This is a genomic window from Campylobacter sp. CNRCH_2014_2452 (assembly GCF_025772865.1).
GTDB lineage: Bacteria > Campylobacterota > Campylobacteria > Campylobacterales > Campylobacteraceae > Campylobacter_D > Campylobacter_D lari_D.
The window spans coordinates 49,505-65,710 of the sequence record NZ_JAKMSX010000006.1 but is presented as its reverse complement, the minus strand read 5'-3'; the positions used below and the strand labels follow the sequence as shown (position 1 = coordinate 65,710).

Here is a 16,206-nt window from a genome sequence, read left to right as displayed (position 1 = left end):
TTAAAATGAAAATATACATTAGTGGTATAGACACAGATGTTGGTAAAACTTATCTAAGTGCTAGAATTTGTAAAGAATTGGGTTTTGATTATTTTAAGCTTATTCAAGCAGGTATGCCAAAAGATAGCGAGGTAGTAGCTGAGTTTAGCCCAAAAACTAAGATTTTCAAAGAAGGTGTGTTTTTAAAAACCCCTGCTTCCCCGCACAAAGGTAGGATTTTAGAGAATTTAAATTATAAAGCTTTTGATATACAAATTCCACAAAGTGAAAAACTCATTATCGAGCTAGCTGGCGGGCTTTTTTCGCCCCTTGATGATGAAAAAACAATGATTGATTATATGAGTGCGTTTAAGCACCCTACGATTTTAGTCGCAAAAGACTATCTAGGAAGTATCAATCACACGCTTTTAAGCATAGAAGCACTAAAACAAAGAGATATTAAAATCCTTGCTTTAATCTTAAAAACTCAAGATACTTTTAGCAAGGATTTTATAAGCAATTACGCTAAAATTCCTATCATAGAATTTGATGATAAAGTGTGTAAAAAACTTTCAAAAATCCTTGAAAATTTCTCTTAAAGACTGCACTATATAAGCAATTTCATCTTCATTTATAACATATGGTGGCATGAAATAAATTGTATTTCCAAGTGGTCTTAAAAGCAAGCCTTTTTCTAAGGCTCTTTGAAAGACTTCAAGTCCTGCTCTTTGGTATTTGCTTTTTTGTATATCAAATGCACTTACCATGCCTAAATTTCTAAAATTTCCTAAAAAGTCAAATTCTTTTAAACTCTCCCATTGAGTTTTTATAAAAGCACTTTTGATTTTATTTTTTGCGATGATATTTTCTTTTTCAAAAATATCCAAAGTCGCATTAGCCGCCGCACAAGCTAAGGCATTACCTGTGTAAGAGTGAGAGTGTAAAAAGGCCTTTTGGCTCTCATAGCTATCATAAAATTTCTCATAAATTTCATCTTTAGTAAGCACCACTGAAAGTGGTAAATACCCACCCGTAATAGCTTTAGAAAGACATATATAATCAATGCTTTGTGAGCAATAATCAAGCGCAAACATTTCCCCTGTGCGTCCAAAACCTGTGGCTATCTCATCAAATATCACTTGCACACCATAATCTTTAGCAAGTTTAACTGCCTCATCTAAATACCCAAGCTCGTACATATGCATATTGCCTGCACATTGAAGTAAAGGCTCGAGTATAAAAGAACAAATTTCATGATGATGATTTTTTAAAATACTTTCTAAAATTTCAAGTTCTTTTGTATAGTCCTTGCTTGTTGGCACAGGTGTTGTGATACTTTTTAAAAGTAAAGGCTCGTAGGTTTTTTTATAAAGTGCTACATCGCCAACGCTTAATGCGCCTAAGGTTTCTCCGTGGTAAGAATTGCTAAGCGATAAGAATTTATCCTTTTTAGAGCCATTGTTTAAGTGGTATTGAAAGCTCATTTTTAAAGCCACTTCTATGGCTGAACTACCATTGTCTGCAAAAAAGCATTTATCAAAAGGTAAAAGCTTACAAAGTCTTTGCGAAAGCTTTATGATAGGCTCATGTGAAAAGCCTGCAAGCAAGACATGCTCTAAATTTTGAAGTTGATCTTTGATTTTTTCATTGATGTATTCATTACAATGACCAAAGATATTTACCCACCAAGAGCTAATGCAGTCTATGTAGGATTTTTCATCAAAATCATACAAATACACTCCCTTAGCCTTTTTTATAGGTATTAAAGGTAAAAACTCATGATCGCTCATTTGCGTGCAAGGGTGCCAAATGTGTTTTAAGTCTAGTTCTTTTAAATTCATTTTTACTTCTTTGATTTTTATTACTAATGATACTACAATTTTTACTCAAATTTATGCTTTAAAATGAAAAAGGATTATTTAGAAAATATTTATATAATTAGCTTTTATCTTAAATTTAGAGGTAAAGTATGAAAAAAGTATTGATTATCTTGGCGATTTTATTTTTAAATTTTGCATACTCGCAAGAGGATTTATTTGTAAAAGGATTTAAAGCTTATGAGAGTGGTGATTATATAAATGCTATGAAGTATTACAAACAAGCTTGTGATTTAAATGATGGTTTTGGTTGTGGTAATGTTGATGCTATGTATAAATTTGGTGAAGGGGTAAAAAAAGATAATTTTAAAGCGGTAGAATTTTATAAAAAAGCTTGCGACTTGAACGATAGTTTAAGTTGCTCTGATCTTGGAGTTATGTATATAGACGGATTTGGAGTAAAAAAAGATAATTTTAAGGCAATGGAATTATTTCAGCAAGCTTGTGGTTTAAATAATGGTTTGGGTTGTTCTAATCTTGGAGCTATGTATGCAAATGGGTATGGCGTAAAAAAGGATAATTTTAAAGCAGTGGAGCTTTATAGAAAAGCATGTAGTTTAAATAGTGGAGATGGCTGTTCTAATCTTGGAGCTATGTATGCAAATGGAAAAGGTGTTAGAAAGGATCTTTCTAAAGCTTTAGAATATTTTGGTAAGGCTTGTGATTTAAAAAGCGATGAGGGTTGTCAAAACTACGCAAGGTTTAAACAATAATGCAAATTGCACAAATTTTAAATGCATTAAAACAACAAGATAATTTTAGAATTCTACACTCATTAAAACATGAGGGAAAATATGTCGTTTATAATGAGCAAAAATTACTAAATTTAGCGAGCAATGATTATTTAAATTTAAGCAATGAAAAAGCATTAAAGCAAGACTTTTTAACACATTTAAAAGAATTTGAATTTTCTAGTTCAAGTTCAAGAAGCTTGAGCGGAAATTATGCGATTTTTGATGAATTTGAAAGCTTTTTAGAAGCTAAGTTAGGCAGAAAAATCTTGCATTTTAACAATGGCTATGCTTTAAATGTTAGCTGTTTGCAAGCTTTAGCAAGCATTAAAAATACTTTGTTTTTAGCAGATAAGCAAGTGCATGCAAGTATCATCGATGGTTTAAGGCTTGGCGGGGCTAAATTTATAAGATTTAAGCATAATGATATAAAGCATTTGCAAAGTTTAGTGCAAAAGCATTATAAAGAATTTGAAAATATTATCATCATAAGTGAAGCGCTATTTAGTATGGATGGAGATTTTGCGCCTATAAAAGAATTCATAAATTTAAAAAAAGAGTTTAAAAATATCAAAATTTATATTGACGAAGCTCATAGCATAGGTTGTTTTGGAGATGATGGTTTGGGTTATGTGAAATTTTTGGGCTTAGAAAAGGAAGTGGATTTTTTAGTTTTTACCTTTGGTAAAGCCATAGCTTCTATGGGAGCTTGCATGATAAGTAATGAAAAAGATTTTTTTATCAACAAAGCAAGAGCTTTTATATACTCAACTGCTATTGCGCCTATCAATGTAGCTTGGACTTTACATGTTTTTAAGCATTTGCATGAATTTAATGCTCAAAGAAAAAAGCTTTTAGAGTTAAGCACTTGGTTTAAAAATGCTTTAGCAAGTAAAGGTGCGGTTTTAGGCGAGGCTTATGTGATATCTTTTATTTTAGGGCAAAATGCACTAGCTAGTGAAATTTCACAAAAGCTTTTAGAAAATGGTGTTTTTGCACCTGCTATTAAAGAGCCAACCGTGGCTAAAAATACAGCTAGAATTCGCTTTTCTTTGCATACTGGTTTAGTGAAAAAAGACTTAAAAAAGGTTTTGGAGGTATTTTGAAAACTCATTTTTTACATGAAAATGCAAATTCATCTGAGTTGATTTTATTTTTTTCAGGGTTTTGCTCACATTTTAGCCATTTTACGCATTTAAAAAGTGATGTAAATGTTTTAATGGCGTATGATTATACGAGTTTTGATTGGGAAATTGATTTTAATAAATTTGAAAAAATCACTCTTGTTGGCTTTTCTATGGGAGTTTGCATAGCGAGTAAAATTTTAAAAGATATGAAATTTGATAAAAAAATAGCCATAAATGGCACAAATTTACCTATAAATGATGAATTTGGGATTAAAAAAGCCATTTTTAAACTTACGATAAAAAGATTTGCTTTAGAGGATTTTAAAGCAAATTTGCTTGAAAAAAGAATGAATTTAAGTGATGAATTTTACTTTGAAAAAAATGAGTATTTAAAAGAAGAACTTTTAAGTTTATATGAGTTTTGCACTAAAAACTTAAATGAAAATTTCACTTGGGATAAAGCCATAATCAGTAAAGATGATAAGATCTTTCCACCAAAGCATGTTTTAAATTTTTTCAAAGAAAAGGCAGTGTTTATCGATGAGCCACATTTTGCATTTTTTAAATACCACACTTGGGAAGAGCTTTGCAAACTTTCATAAGAGCAAAAGATACTTATAGCGCAAATACACCAGTGCAAAAAGACATGGTTAAAGAGCTTTGTAAAATGCTTAGTGAGAATGATTTGAGCGATTTTAAAGCGGTATTTGAGTTTGGCTGTGGAGTAGGGGTTTTTAGTAAGGCTTTGCAAGAGTGTATTAAATTTAAGCATTATTTTTTAAATGATATTTATCCTTTTGAAAATCCTTGTAAGTTTGATGAATTTGGTGTTTTTGATATGAATGAACTTAAAAATCATCATTTTTATACGAAAAAATTTGATCTTATAGCTTCCAATGCTTGTATGCAGTGGCTAAAGATAGATGAGCTTTTAGAAAATTTTGCAAGCATGCTAAATAAAAATGGGATTTTGCTTTTTTCTACTTTTGGAGAAAAAAATTTCACTCAAATAAAACAAAGCACTAATTTATCACTTGAATATTTAACTTTAGAGCAAATTAGGCAAAAGCTTTCTAAAAATTTTAAGATCATAAAAACAAAAGAAGAGTTAAAAGAGTTAAAATTTGATCATACTTTGGAACTTTTTAGGCATTTGAAATTAAGCGGAGTAAATGCTTTGAGTGATAAATTTTTTATAAGCAAGGCATTTTTAAAAAACTATGAAAAAGAATTTCAAAATACCTTGACTTATCATCCTTTATTTTTTCTAGTTAGAAAACTATAATCGCTAATGTTTTAAGTAAAATGGATAGGTAAAAAATATCAAATGGATTAAATTTAATCCATAGTGAAACAATACGCTCATCCATAAGCTTTTTGAGTGTTTATAAGCTAAGCCATAAATCACGCCTGCAACACTAGCAAATACAATCATCAAAACACCGCTTTTATAATGCACTAATCCAAAAGCTATGCTTGCGATTAATAAAGCAAGATTGGGGTGAATAAATTGTGTAAGTCTTTGTTGGAGATAACCTCTAAAAAAAGCTTCTTCTACTAAAGCAACTAACAAAAGATTTGAAAATAAAAAATATAAAATCCATGATGGTATGCTTATTTCTAGTTTGATAACACCCAAATACCAAGGCACGCACAGCAAAAGAATAGGAGATAAAAGCAATAAGCTCCATTTTAGCACTGAAGCTTTGGTGTAGTTTGTGTTTTTAAATAAAATAGGAAAAAGTATAAAAAGTATAAAAACCCCTAGTGGCTTGTCAATACTAAAGTAAAGATTAAAAGGTGCGCTATTTGTGCTTGCATAAACTTGATCTAAAACTTTGATGTTATTTACACCAGGGATAAAATGAAGAAATAAAGCTAAAGCATAGATAAATAATGCTATTTCTAATATGAAAATTTTTTTATACTGATACAATATAGCCGTTATAAAAACTAATACATTAATCACTATAAAAGTTATATCTATAATTTTAAATACATATCCCAACAAGACTGAAAAGAGTAAAAAAATATACGAAATTTTGACTTTATCAAATGAAAGTAATATCAAAGAAATAGCCAAAAAAAGATGAGTGCTTAAAGCTAACATATAAAATCCTTGTTTATAATTGATCTAGATATAGTTTTACTACTTCTTCTCTTAGGTAAAGCTTTTTTAATCATTTACATTTATATATTTAAGACAAAAGCGTAAATTTTGTTACTTTTTATAAAACCTACAATTTGTCTATATTGTTTTAAATTCCAGTTTGTGTTTTTACTTAGCTTGATGATATTTATAATTTTTATCTTTGTAGTGAAAAATTTATTATTATCTTTTATAATACCTTTATTGAGTGTAATTAAGACATTAAAAATTTTAAAGTAGAAGCAGATAAAATGCATTTTGCTTGCTTTTTTAAAATCGTTTTATTTTCTTTTTCATGAAAAAATTTTTTAATTCTTGTTGATCTCTTATAGCAATGTTTTCTTTGATGATTTTAAATCCTGCTTTTAAAAAGAAATTTTTAGCACTAAGGCTAGCAAAAGTATAAATTTCACTATAAGGGTAGTTTTTAAGAGCAAATTCTAATAAAGCTTTACCATAACCTTGATGAGCATAGTTTGCATGAGTAAAGCAAAGATCGAGTGTTTTTTCTTCTAAATTTATACTTATAAAAGATACAATTTGGCCTTTTTCTTCATAAATAAAACCTAGTTGATTTTGAAATTTTTCTTCCCAAGCTTTTTGGTTTATATTAATCCAAGCACGAATTTGTTCTTTTGTATAATCATTTTTACAAAGAATGGATACGCTTTGCTTAAAAAGCTTGATACAAGGAGCTAAGTCTTTTATATCAAGCTTTCTTATCAAGCACTTTCCTTAAAGCCAAAGAAGCTAGAGCAAGTCCAAAAGAAGCTGTTACACCCATAAATGAGCCAAGATCTTTACAATGGGCTTCTTCATCTGAAAATACCACATCAAAATCCCCTTTAAAGCCCGATTTTCTAAGCTCATAGCGGAATTTTTTAGCTAAAGCATCGCCATGTGTTTTAAATATGCTTGTCGTTTTAATACGCGTTGGATCAAGCTTTCTAGCTCCACCGGTTGATGAGATAAAAATTTGCTTTTTCAAATCAAGTAAATTAGCCAAAGCAACCTTAGCAGGTATATCATCAATCGCATCGATGATAAGATCAAATTCACTCAAATTAAAACTTTTCAAAAACTCATCATCGATTTTACTGACTATACCTTTAGCATTGTAAATACGCTCAAAAACCTTAGCTTTTTCTTCGCCTATATTTTCACTATGAAGCTGGCGGTTTTGATTAGTAGTTTCAAATTTATCCGCATCAATTAAAGTTAGATTACTAAAGCCACTTCTAAAAAGCGCATCAACACAAATTCCACCAACTCCACCAAGCCCACAAACTAAAACTTTAGTGTTTTGAATTTTGATAAAATTTTCTTCATTAATAAGCCATTTTATACGCGTGTATCTATCCATTTTTCATCCATTTTTTGAGATTTTTCATTTGTTTATAAGCTGTTAGGTCAAGCATTATAGGGGTTATTGTGGCATAGCCTTGTTTTAAAAGTGCTATGTCTGAATCTTTTTCATTTTCATGATCAAGATTAGCAGCAGCTAGCCAGTAGTATTCTACACCTCTTGGATTTGTATTAGAATGTGCTTTATAGCTATAAATTCTTTTACCCACTTTGCAAATTTTTAAGCCTTGAAAGGCTGTTTTGCTAGAAGGAAAGTTGATATTTAAAAATTCTTTTTTATCTAAAGGAAAGCCCTTTTCAAAGATATTTTTGACTATTTTTTTAGTAAGTTTTAAAGCAAGTTTATAATCAAGCTCTTTTTGATTATCTTTGTAAAATTGCGATAAAGCAATGGCAGGAATTCCATGAAGCACTGCTTCCATAGCACCTGCGCAAGTTCCTGAGTAGGTTATATCCTCGCCTACATTAGCACCTTTGTTAATTCCACTTATGACAAGATCAGGCAAACGCTTTTTATATAAAGCATGTAAAGCTAGATAAATACAATCTGCAGGCGTGCCATCATCAAGCTTGTAAAATCTTTTTCCAACCTTATGAAATCTTAAAGGCTTAGTTAGTGTTATGGAGTGCGAGCATGCTGATTTTTCACTAGCAGGAGCTACTATGGTAATTTTAGCTTTAAAATGCTTTCTTAGCATTTTTATAAGCTTTTTTAAACCCTCACTTTCATAGCCATCATCGTTTGTTATTAAAATTTCTTTCATGTTTTTTCCTTTTTTTAAATTCTAACACAAGTAATACAATATTTTTTTATTACTAAATTGTTTTTTCATTTTTTAAATATTAAAATTATAGTTTTGATTAATTTTTTAAAGGAAAGAATGATGTCAAAACTTTTACTTTTTAGTGCTTCTGGCTATAAAGATAGCGCTTATTTAAGTCATACTAGAGAATTTATAGATGATTTTTTAAAAGAAAATTCCATGAAAGATGAAGAAATTCTTTTTATACCTTATGCGGGTGTTAGAAGGACTTATGATGCTTATGAAGCTAGAGTAAAAGAAGGCTTGAAAAAAGATAATATCAAATCATTACACCATTTTGAAAATTTAAAAGAAGCGATTTTAAATGCAAGGGTTTTTTTAGTAGGTGGTGGCAATAGTTTTATGCTTTTGCATAAATTATATGAAAACGATTTGCTTGAAGTGTTAAAAGAGTGTATTGAAAAAGGGGCTTGTTATATAGGTTGGAGTGCAGGCTCAAACATAGCAGGCCTTAGCATAAAAACAACTAATGATATGCCTATTGTTATGCCAAAAAGTTTTGATAGTTTAGGGGTTTTTCCTTATCAAATCAACCCACATTTTATTGGCGGGAAAATTCCTGGCCATAATGGAGAAAGTAGAGAGGAACGTTTGGAAGAGTTTTTATTAACTAATCCAAAAGACATTGTTTATGCTATACCGGAGGGTTCTGCATTAAAAGTGCAAGATGATAGCTTAAAAATCATAGGTCATCATGATGTGTTAAAGCTAAGTCATCCTTTTAATGTGGAATATTTAAAAGTCAATCAAACAACTAAAATCTAAAGGAGAAAAATGCAAACTTTTTATCTTTTAGCTGCGATTTTTGGTATTGTGGCTGTGGTTTATTTGCTTATTAAAAAAGTGGAAACAAAAACAGCTTTAATTAGTGTTGGTTTTATTTTATGTTTGATTTCACTTAAGCCCATTGAAGCTTTGAGTGCTTTTACGCATGCTATGGTGCAACCTGCCTTGATTAAGGCAATTTGTGCGAGTATGGGTTTTGCTTTTGTGATGAAAGTGACTAAATGCGATAAACATTTGGTTAGATTACTTACAACACCTTTGAAAAATGTAGGATTTTTCTTAATCCCACTTGCTTTTATGGTGACTTTTTTTATTGCTATAGCTATACCTTCAGCGGCAGGATGTTCAGCTGCAGTTGGTGCGACTTTAATACCACTTTTAATGGCTTCGGGTATAAAACCTGCCATGGCAGCAGCAACAGTGCTTTGTGGAACTATAGGAGGAATTTTAAGTCCAGGTGTTTCTCATACGGCTTTGATTTCTGAAATTTCAGGGAAAAATATACAAGAAATTGTTTTAACTCAAACTCCAAATGCATTAACAGCAGGAGTGATAGTGATGATTTCTTTGATGATTATGGCAGTGATTTTTAAAGATTATCAAAAAGGGCAAGTTTTTGAAGTGGCTAATCAAAACAAGACTGAAGATAATATTGAAAAAGTAAATGCATTTTATGCGCTTATGCCTTTAGTGCCTTTGATTGTACTAATCATAGGCGCAAGTCCTTTAAATGATTATGAGTTTTTAACATGGACAAAACAAGTTGGGGTTGCTGAAGCCATGCTTTTAGGGGCGATTATAGCTTTGGTAGTAACTATGAGTAAGCCTGATAATATTTTTAAAGAGTTTTTCAATGGCATGGGAAAATCTTATGCAGAGATTATAGGGATTATCATAGCTGCTAGTGTTTTTGTTGCGGGTTTAAAAGCATGTGGTGTAATTGATATTATCATAGAATGGCTTAAAAATGAACAGCATTATGTGCGTTTTGGTGGAACTTTTATACCATTTTTAATGGCTATGATTACAGGTAGCGGTGATGCTGCTGCTATGGCATTTAACAAGGCTGTAACTATTCATGCTCAAGATCTTGGTTTTGATCAAGTTAAACTTGGTACTGCAGTGGCAATGTCAGCAGTGCTTGGAAGATACCTTTCGCCTATTTTAGGAGCTTGTATCATCGTTTCAGCTATAGCCGGGGTTAGTCCTTTAGAAATTGTTAAAAGAACTGCTTTAGGTTGTGTTGTTTCGGTGGTTGTAATTGCTTTTGTGTTATTATAATTTTAAGCCTTAAAAGGCTTAAATTTATTTCGCGGCTAGGATGATGATTTCTTGTATAACTTTGCTTGCCGCTTTTAAAGATTTAACAGGTAAATACTCATAAATAGAGTGAAAATTATGTGCTCCAGTAAAGATATTTGGACAAGGCAGGCCTTTTTCCGAAAGCACCGCTCCATCGTATCCTCCACGCATAGGAATGATTTTAGTTTTGATATTTAAATTTTCATAAGCTTGTAAAGCAAGTTTAATAGGCAAAGATTTGGTTGTTTTTAGACTATTAAAGACATTTTTATAACGATCGTTAAGCTTAATGTTAATTCTTTCTTCTCCATATAGCTTTTTAAAACTATCGTTTAAATCTTGTAAAAATTGCATTCTTTGTTTGTATTTTTCATCATCAAATTCTCTAATATCTATTTTTAAAATAGTTTTAGCGCTATTTCCTTTGAGTTCTTTAACCCAAAAATATCCTTCTTTATTTTCTGTGTATTCAGGTGCTTCGCCATTTGGAAGCATAGAGATAAATTTATGTGCTAAAAGTAAAGAATTAACTAATTTTCCTTTAGCACTCATAGGATGAGCAGATTTTCCTATAAATTCTACTTCACAATCTCCTGCATTCCAATTTTCATAAATAAACTCTCCTATCTCACAACAATCTAAACAATATCCAAAGTCAGCATTAATTTCTTTTATATCAAAAGCTTTTGCCCCTCTTAAACCTTGTTCTTCATCAGGTAAAAAGCAAGCATAAATATCACCATGCTTAATATCAGGATTTTTAACAAAAAATTCAAGCATATCCATAATAGCTGCAATAGCTGCTTTATCATCAGCTCCAAGCAAGCTTGTGCCATCAGTGTGGATAATATCATCTCCTATGTAGTTTTTAAGCTCTTTAAATTCACTTTCTTTCAAATAAAGATCTAAGTTTTTATTTAAGCATATATCTCCACCTTGATACTTAGTGATTTGTGCTTTGGTGTCATTAGTTTGTTCCATACTTGTATCTAAATGCGCAAAAAAGGCTATTTTAGGAGCATTTGGAGTGTTTGCTGGTAAAAGAGCTGTGGTGATGGTGTTTTCTCTTCTTTTGATGTCTTTTAAACCTAGTTCTTGTAATTCTTTTTCAAGTAATTTTGCAAGCTCCATTTGATTAGGACTTGATGGCATAATGCCTTTGGCGCCATTTTCTCTACTTGTAGTGGTATTAATCTTAGTGTAATTTATAAATCTTTGTACAATATCCATAATTTTTCCTTTTTAGATTAAAATTAATAAAATTATAACAATTCATTTTTAAAATATTTGATTAATCTAAGAAGATTTTATTAAATGATATTTTCTATCAAAATTTATTTAAAATTATGATAATATATTTAAATTTATATTTTTTAAGGAGAGAATATGCAAAAACTTAGATTTATGATGATATTGAGTGTATTTATAACTTTTTTTGTTGGATGTTCTTCTAAAGAAATCAATCCTTTAGGGCGTTCTTTTGGGGAATTTAGCGATGGAGATCCTTTGAAAATAGGTAAAAATCCAACTCCACCGGCTAAACAAAAAACACCAACTTTAGTGGAAGGTAAGAAAATCCCAGCTATACCACTTGAGCCACCTCTTATGAAAGTCAATACTTTTAAAGGAGATAATGCTGTAAAAGGACCATTACCAAGGCTTACATCAAGCAATGGATTTACTTCAAATGCTTTGTATGAAAATATAGGATTTGTAAGCGATTTTGTAACTATTATGAACCCAAATGGAGCTGCATTAACGGTTTGGGCTTTAAATCCAGGCAATTGGATATGGGGGTATAATTTATTTGATAGTAAATCTTTTGGTGATGCAAGAGTGTGGCAACTCATTGAATTTCCAAATAATACTGTGATGATTAAAAATGCAAAAACTTTAACTTGCTTAAATGCTTATGGTAATGGTATAGTACATTATCCTTGCGATCAGACAAATTTTGCACAATTTTGGAGATTATATCCTATGAGTAATGGTGCTTATCAAATTCAAAATTTTGCAACACAACAATGTATACAAACGACAGTTGGAAATGTAATGGAGGAATTTTATTTTGACTATTATAGTATTTATTTGACACCTTGTTTGAAATCAAAAGAAAAAAATTTAGATAGACAATGGAGCATTAGTGCGCCTGCTTTTCAAACAAGATCGCCTTATGCTTATACGGGAGAGTGATGATGAAAAAGATAGTATTTTTGATTTTTAGTTTTAATTTATTATTTGCTGCTTTGGAAAATTATAATAGTGGTACTTGGAATTTACAAGGTGCATCAGCTTCTACTGAAAGTAAGTGGAATATTAGTATAAGACAGCTTGTAACCGGTGCTAATCCTATGGATATTTTGGCTGTTCAAGAAGCAGGAGTTTTACCAAGTACTGCTATAATGACGCCAAGACAAGTTCAACCCGTGGGAGTTGGCATTCCTATTCATGAGTATGAGTGGAATTTGGGCTCATCAAGTCGTCCAAATTCAGTTTATATATACTACTCAAGAGTTGATGTTGGGGCAAATCGCGTAAATATGGCTATTGTGAGTAGAACGCGAGCTGATGAGGTGATAGTTTTACCACCTCCAACCGTTGCTTCAAGGCCTATTATAGGAATTCGTATAGGAAATGATGCGTTTTTTAGCATACACGCTTTATCAAGAGGTGGTAATGATGCAGGGGCTATTATAAGTGCTGTGGATATGCACTTTAGGAATATGCCACAGGTTAATTGGATGATTTTAGGGGATTTTAACAGACCTCCTGGGACTATTGTAAATTTAATTGATCCGGATTTAAGATCTCGCATTAATATAGTCGCACCTCCTTCTTTTACACAAACAGGTGGCAATACAATTGATTATGCGATTACGGGAAATTCAAGCACTACATCTTTATATAGTCCGCCTAGAATTCTTGCAATCTTAGCTGTAGCAGGACTTAGGACTTTTTTAGCTTCGGATCATTTTCCTGTAAATTTTAGAAGACCTTAGGAGAAGATGATGAGAAAAATTTGTATTTTATTTTGCTTTATTTTAAGTTTTTTAAAAGCTGAAGTTTTATTTGATGATTTAGAAGATTTTACACCTATGTTCGCGATAAGATCTTTAGAAACGGGAATTTCACTTAGTCCTTTTAGATATAGCTCTGAAAAATTAGAAGAGCAAAATTGGTTTTTAAGGGAAATAATACTTAGCAAAGAATTGAAACAAAAAGATAGATATGCCGTGCAACGCCCTTTTGGCTATGTGCAGTTTATAAACCCTAGAGGTGCTGATGTATGTTTAGCTGTCTTAAGTGAAAAATCTTTTGGAGTGAAATCTTGCAAGCAAGATTTGCAAGATGGGCAAATGCAAACGGTTTTTTCTATCATGCCTACTACAAGTTCAGCTGTGCAAATTAGATCTTTAACTCATGGCGGGGTAAAATGCATGAGTACCTTTTATGAAGCGCGCGTGCCTATAGAAAATCGTTTTGGCTTAGATGATTGCACTGTAAATCCTTCTGTGCCGATAGAGTTAAAAGAGTTATTTTTCTTTGCTCCTGCTATTGTTGAAGCAACTCCGATTTATTAAATTTACTTGCTATTTTAGCAAGTAAATTTTACTTTTCTACGCAATATCTATTCATTTTTTTAAGTCAAAAAAAGATATTATTTTAACTTATAAATTTAAAGGTAAAGTATGGATTATAAAAAAGCATTTTATTCAAAGTTAGAGGATTGTTATTTAGGTGCGAAAATCAAAAACTCGCAAAATCAAGCTAAAAATGGTTTTACAAATTTACTCGTTATAAAAGAAAAATATTTTCAAAAAATCAAAGACTATTTAGACACACAAAATCTTTATACAGATACTTATAATAAACTTTATAATTTTTTTAGCACTTATTTAAACGAAACAGGAACGCCGTTTTTTTACGATACACCTATGTATAAAAATATCTATGCAAGGGTATATTCAAATTCAAAAGATACAAGTCTTTTTTATAAAACACAAAATTTATACTATGTAAAATCAGATACTATTTACAATCCTTTAAGCTTGCAAAGTGAAGATAAAAAATATACTTTAAATTTTCTTACCGATGAGTATGAGCAAAATGCTGATAATAATAAAAGTAAAATCAATTTTTATTTGCAAAATATACAAGATGATAATATAAATATAAAAGTGATAAATTCTAAAAATAATGATGGCGCAAATGTTTTTAAACAAAACTCAAGTGAATTTAGCGATGTTTTTTTAAAGACTTTAAAAAATGCACAAATAAACATAAGAGAAGAAGAGCTAAAAAAGCTTTTTAAAACTTATAAAAAACAAAATGAAGTAGATTTTTTTATCCATAAAAATGCGAAAGAATTTTTAAAAGAACAATTTGATTTGTGGTTGTTTTCTTATGTGAATGATAGCATTACTGATTGGACTAAAGAAAAGATAGATGAGATCAACACTTTAAAACAAATTGCTTTTGCTATTATCGACTTGATAGCTGACTTTGAAAATGAGTTAAAAGCTATATGGTTAAAGCCAAAATTTGCTAAAAATGCTCACTATGTATTTAGCTTAGATACTATTAAATCACATTCAAACAACGCTGATGAAATTTTAAAATCCATCTGCAAAGATGTAAAATTTAATAAGCAAATCACAGAATGGAAAGAATTAAATTTCATAAATGATGAGTTTGATATAAAGGCTATAAATGATGAAAAATACAAATTCTTACCGCTTGATACAAAGTATTTAAGCGAGGAAAATTATTATAAACTTTTGCAAAGTTTTGAAAATTTAGATGAAATTTTAAACGGAGAGCTTGTAAAAGCAGATAATTTTCAAGCACTTAATTCTCTAATGCCAAAATACCAAGGCAAAATAGATTTAATTTACATAGATCCACCATTTAACACAGGAAGTGACTTTGATTACAAAGATAAATTTCAAGATAGCACTTGGCTTTCTTTGATGCATAATCGCTTGGAATTGGCAAAAGAATTTTTAAGCGATAAAGGAAGTTTTTATTTACATTTGGATCACAATGCAAATTATCGTGGTAGAGAACTTTTAAATGAAGTTTTTGGAGAAGAGAATTTTATAAATGAACTGATATGGGCTTATGGCTCTCCAAGTGGTGGGCGTTCTGCAAGTGCAAAGCCTGTAGGAATACATGATAATATTTTTCATTATACCTTTAACTATGAAAGTAGATTGCAAAATAAAATATATATTCCATACAGCGAAAAATATATCAAAGATTGGTTTAAATTTGTTGATGATAACGGAAGACAATATCAGCGAAGAATGAGAGGTAAAGATGAAAATGGAAATATAATATGGGAAAAACAATATTTAGACGAAAGCAAAGGAATACCTTTATCAAGCGTATGGAGTGATATAAAGCAGGTATATGCTGATCCAAGAGCTTATAAGGCAGATCAAGCCCATTTAAGTGAAATTATCAAATCAGATTTTAATCTAACTCAAAAACCTGAAGCTTTACTTCAAAGAATAATAAAAGCAAGCAGTAATGAAAATTCTATAGTTTTTGATTATCATTTAGGAAGTGGCACGACAATAGCTACTGCACATAAGCTAAAACGCAAATGGCTTGGAGTGGAAATGGGAGAGCATTTTTACAAAGTCATCATCCCAAGAATGAAAAAAGTTTTAAATGGTTTTGTTTGTGGTATAAGCAAAGAAGCAGAATTTAAAGGTGGTGGCGCTTTTAGATACTATGAACTTGAAAGCTATGAAGAGAGCTTGGAAAATTGTGAGTATGAGCTTGATAAAAACTCACTTATAGATTACAGAAAATCACGCAAGCTCATAAAAGCACTCAAAAAAGGCGAAAATATATGTCTTGATATGAAAGCTTATGACAAAGAATTTGATATATTTTTAACGACGTCAAATCTTTTAGGACTTCAAATCAAAAATATTTTTATAGATGAAAATGGCATAAAATCTTGCAAATTTGAAAACGATGAGATTATAAATTTAGAAAATATAGACTTAATTAAATATCCAAAACTAAAAAATCTAATTTGGTGGGAGAAGTAGC

17 protein-coding genes and 1 pseudogene are annotated in these 16,206 nt (G+C 30.7%); 11 read left to right on the top strand and 7 right to left on the bottom strand.

Annotated elements, in window-relative coordinates; genetic code table 11:
• Positions 1-5: 5 nt before the first annotated feature.
• The gene (gene bioD, locus L8X38_RS05380; RefSeq protein WP_263661497.1) at positions 6-578 is read left to right on the top strand and encodes a dethiobiotin synthase; all 573 of its coding nucleotides are present in this window, start codon (positions 6-8) and stop codon (positions 576-578) included.
• Here bioD and L8X38_RS05375 read toward each other — a convergent pair.
• Positions 552-1,820 (bottom strand): adenosylmethionine--8-amino-7-oxononanoate transaminase, encoded by a 1,269-nt coding sequence (locus L8X38_RS05375; RefSeq protein WP_263661496.1) that lies wholly within the window; start codon positions 1,818-1,820, stop codon positions 552-554. The two genes, bioD and L8X38_RS05375, sit on opposite strands and share 27 nt — an antisense overlap.
• A gap of 128 nt (positions 1,821-1,948) precedes the next feature.
• Here L8X38_RS05375 and L8X38_RS05370 point away from each other — a divergent pair, with 128 nt between their 5' ends.
• Genes L8X38_RS05370 through L8X38_RS05355 form a run of 4 tightly spaced genes read left to right on the top strand, consistent with a single transcriptional unit; the run spans position 1,949 to position 4,999 of the window.
• Positions 1,949-2,569: a tetratricopeptide repeat protein gene (locus L8X38_RS05370; RefSeq protein WP_263661495.1), complete on the top strand. Its 621-nt coding sequence runs from the start codon at positions 1,949-1,951 to the stop codon at positions 2,567-2,569.
• Positions 2,569-3,693, top strand: a complete 1,125-nt coding sequence (locus L8X38_RS05365; protein ID WP_263661494.1) for an aminotransferase class I/II-fold pyridoxal phosphate-dependent enzyme — start codon at positions 2,569-2,571, stop codon at positions 3,691-3,693. Before L8X38_RS05370 ends, L8X38_RS05365 begins: the two co-directional genes overlap by 1 nt.
• Positions 3,690-4,316, top strand: coding sequence for a pimeloyl-ACP methyl esterase BioG family protein (locus tag L8X38_RS05360; RefSeq protein WP_263661493.1), 627 nt, complete (start codon positions 3,690-3,692; stop codon positions 4,314-4,316). Before L8X38_RS05365 ends, L8X38_RS05360 begins: the two co-directional genes overlap by 4 nt.
• Entirely contained in the window at positions 4,301-4,999 is a 699-nt protein-coding gene (locus L8X38_RS05355) for a methyltransferase domain-containing protein (RefSeq protein WP_263659508.1), read from the top strand. The genes L8X38_RS05360 and L8X38_RS05355 overlap by 16 nt, the downstream gene beginning before the upstream one ends.
• Before the next feature lie 3 nt (positions 5,000-5,002).
• Here L8X38_RS05355 and L8X38_RS05350 read toward each other — a convergent pair whose 3' ends face one another.
• The 5 genes and pseudogenes from L8X38_RS05350 to surE form a co-directional block, all read right to left on the bottom strand.
• Positions 5,003-5,824, bottom strand: a complete 822-nt coding sequence (locus L8X38_RS05350; RefSeq protein ID WP_263661492.1) for a CPBP family intramembrane glutamic endopeptidase — start codon at positions 5,822-5,824, stop codon at positions 5,003-5,005.
• Positions 5,825-5,837: 13 nt separating this feature from the next.
• Positions 5,838-6,144 (bottom strand): annotated as a pseudogene (locus tag L8X38_RS05345) (hypothetical protein); the annotation flags it as partial.
• Complete coding sequence (locus L8X38_RS05340; protein WP_263661491.1) at positions 6,134-6,589, bottom strand: GNAT family N-acetyltransferase; 456 nt, start codon at positions 6,587-6,589, stop codon at positions 6,134-6,136. The pseudogene L8X38_RS05345 and the gene L8X38_RS05340, both read right to left, overlap by 11 nt.
• Positions 6,573-7,226: a ThiF family adenylyltransferase gene (locus L8X38_RS05335; protein WP_220566570.1), complete on the bottom strand. Its 654-nt coding sequence runs from the start codon at positions 7,224-7,226 to the stop codon at positions 6,573-6,575. Before L8X38_RS05335 ends, L8X38_RS05340 begins: the two co-directional genes overlap by 17 nt.
• On the bottom strand, positions 7,219-7,992 hold the full coding sequence (surE, locus tag L8X38_RS05330) for a 5'/3'-nucleotidase SurE (RefSeq protein ID WP_263661490.1): 774 nt from the start codon (positions 7,990-7,992) through the stop codon (positions 7,219-7,221). The genes L8X38_RS05335 and surE overlap by 8 nt, the downstream gene beginning before the upstream one ends.
• 120 nt (positions 7,993-8,112) lie before the next feature.
• Between surE and pepE the strand changes: the two genes are divergently transcribed.
• Both pepE and dcuC read left to right on the top strand, forming a co-directional pair.
• A complete protein-coding gene (gene pepE, locus L8X38_RS05325) occupies positions 8,113-8,817 on the top strand; it encodes a dipeptidase PepE (protein ID WP_263661489.1) in 705 nt (234 codons plus the stop codon).
• A 9-nt stretch (positions 8,818-8,826) separates the two neighbouring features.
• Positions 8,827-10,119: a C4-dicarboxylate transporter DcuC gene (dcuC, locus tag L8X38_RS05320; RefSeq protein WP_263661488.1), complete on the top strand. Its 1,293-nt coding sequence runs from the start codon at positions 8,827-8,829 to the stop codon at positions 10,117-10,119.
• 24 nt (positions 10,120-10,143) lie between these two features.
• Here the strand turns inward: dcuC and pepT are convergent, their stop codons facing one another.
• On the bottom strand, positions 10,144-11,370 hold the full coding sequence (gene pepT / locus L8X38_RS05315) for a peptidase T (protein WP_133319528.1): 1,227 nt from the start codon (positions 11,368-11,370) through the stop codon (positions 10,144-10,146).
• A 156-nt stretch (positions 11,371-11,526) separates the two neighbouring features.
• Here pepT and L8X38_RS05310 point away from each other — a divergent pair, with 156 nt between their 5' ends.
• The 4 genes from L8X38_RS05310 to L8X38_RS05295 all read left to right on the top strand — a co-directional run bounded on the left by L8X38_RS05310 (position 11,527) and on the right by L8X38_RS05295 (position 16,205).
• Positions 11,527-12,333 carry a cytolethal distending toxin subunit A/C gene (locus L8X38_RS05310; RefSeq protein ID WP_133319529.1) on the top strand — a complete coding sequence of 269 codons (807 nt, stop codon included), beginning with the start codon at positions 11,527-11,529 and terminating at the stop codon, positions 12,331-12,333.
• 2 nt (positions 12,334-12,335) lie between these two features.
• Positions 12,336-13,139: a cytolethal distending toxin subunit B family protein gene (locus L8X38_RS05305; protein ID WP_133319572.1), complete on the top strand. Its 804-nt coding sequence runs from the start codon at positions 12,336-12,338 to the stop codon at positions 13,137-13,139.
• Between the two features lie 9 nt (positions 13,140-13,148).
• Positions 13,149-13,721 (top strand): cytolethal distending toxin subunit A, encoded by a 573-nt coding sequence (locus tag L8X38_RS05300; RefSeq protein ID WP_263661487.1) that lies wholly within the window; start codon positions 13,149-13,151, stop codon positions 13,719-13,721.
• 108 nt (positions 13,722-13,829) lie between these two features.
• On the top strand, positions 13,830-16,205 hold the full coding sequence (locus tag L8X38_RS05295) for a site-specific DNA-methyltransferase (RefSeq protein WP_263661486.1): 2,376 nt from the start codon (positions 13,830-13,832) through the stop codon (positions 16,203-16,205).
• Position 16,206: the final 1 nt, after the last annotated feature.